General features: G+C 65.4%; 1 protein-coding gene. It reads left to right on the forward strand.

Features of this window, described 5'->3' with window-relative positions; genetic code table 11:
• Positions 1-280 precede the first annotated feature (280 nt).
• On the forward strand, positions 281-1069 hold the full coding sequence (locus tag F8568_RS20025) for an endonuclease domain-containing protein (protein ID WP_151595105.1): 789 nt from the start codon (positions 281-283) through the stop codon (positions 1067-1069).
• Positions 1070-1143: the final 74 nt, after the last annotated feature.

A 1143-nucleotide genomic window follows, 5' to 3' on the forward strand; every position in this document is an offset into this window, starting at 1 on the left:
CACCCCCGCCCCTCTTGGTGTGGTGGGGGGTGGGGGGGGGGGGGGGCCCCCCCCCCCCCCCCCCCCCCCCACAACTCAACGGGGGGAGGTCAACGGGGTGACACGGGTCGGATTCTGTTTGGATTCGGCTGGATATCGGGGGTGGAGTGTCGATCATGATCTGCTCGTGCGCTCCCCCCACGACATTCCCGAAAGTCTAAGAAAACGCCCATTTCGGAAGGCTGAGGCACATCGGTCTGGTGTAACGGAGAACCAACTCCGAACACCTCAATATCGGCACATGTTCCATGACGTGTACGTCGCATCGAATGAGGGTGATTGCATCGAATTGCGCTGCGACGGTGCCGCGCTGATCCTGCCGCCGGACGCGGTGTTCTGCGGAGTCACCGCCGCCCGGCTCCTCGGCGTTCCTGTACCGGATCGGGACGTGCGCGTTCATGCCGCCGTCCCGTCCACGAGGCTCAACTCTCCACGGATCAAGCAGCTCAAGGTGCACAGCTACTCGATCCCGGCCGGGCACCTGCGCGTGCTGGACGGGCGGCGCGTGATCAGCGTCGAGCGGCTCTTCCTCGAACTGGCGGCGACGCTCGCACGGATCGAGTTGATCATCGCAGGAGACCACATCCTCCGACGCGGTCTCAGCACGCGGAGTCGGCTGACCGGCTTCCTGAACAACGACTGTCACCGGAGGCGCGGAGTCGCGAAGGCCAAGCTGGCGCTGCCGCTCCTGGACGAGAAGAGCGACTCGCCGCCGGAGACGAGGTTGCGAATGCTCATCGTGGATGCGAACCTGCCCCGTCCCGTCGTCAACCGCGACGTCTACAACGCGTGGGACGTGTGGCTCGCCCGGCCCGACCTCTCCTACCCCGCGCTCAAGATCGCCATCGAGTACGAAGGCGTCCACCACCAGCAGGACCGCCAGCAGTACAGCCACGACATCGAACGGGACGGCCGGCTGATCGACGAAGGCTGGATCGTCATCCGGGTCAGCAAGGAGGCGCTCTTCACCCACCCGAGAACGGTCATCAACCGGGTCCGCAAGGCCATCGCCCAGCGCACCCCTCGTTGACTTGTGGCGTGTCGTGGTTATGCGGCCGTCCATAACCACGACACGCCACAAGTCAACGGGTGTCGTGGGGGGAG

The organism is Actinomadura physcomitrii (assembly GCF_008923205.2).
GTDB lineage: Bacteria > Actinomycetota > Actinomycetes > Streptosporangiales > Streptosporangiaceae > Spirillospora > Spirillospora physcomitrii.

Excerpts from the sequence above, each read along its gene's own strand:
- F8568_RS20025 (WP_151595105.1), top strand. The coding sequence starts at position 281 with ATGTTCCATGACGTGTACGTCGCATCGAATGAGGGTGATTGCATCGAA.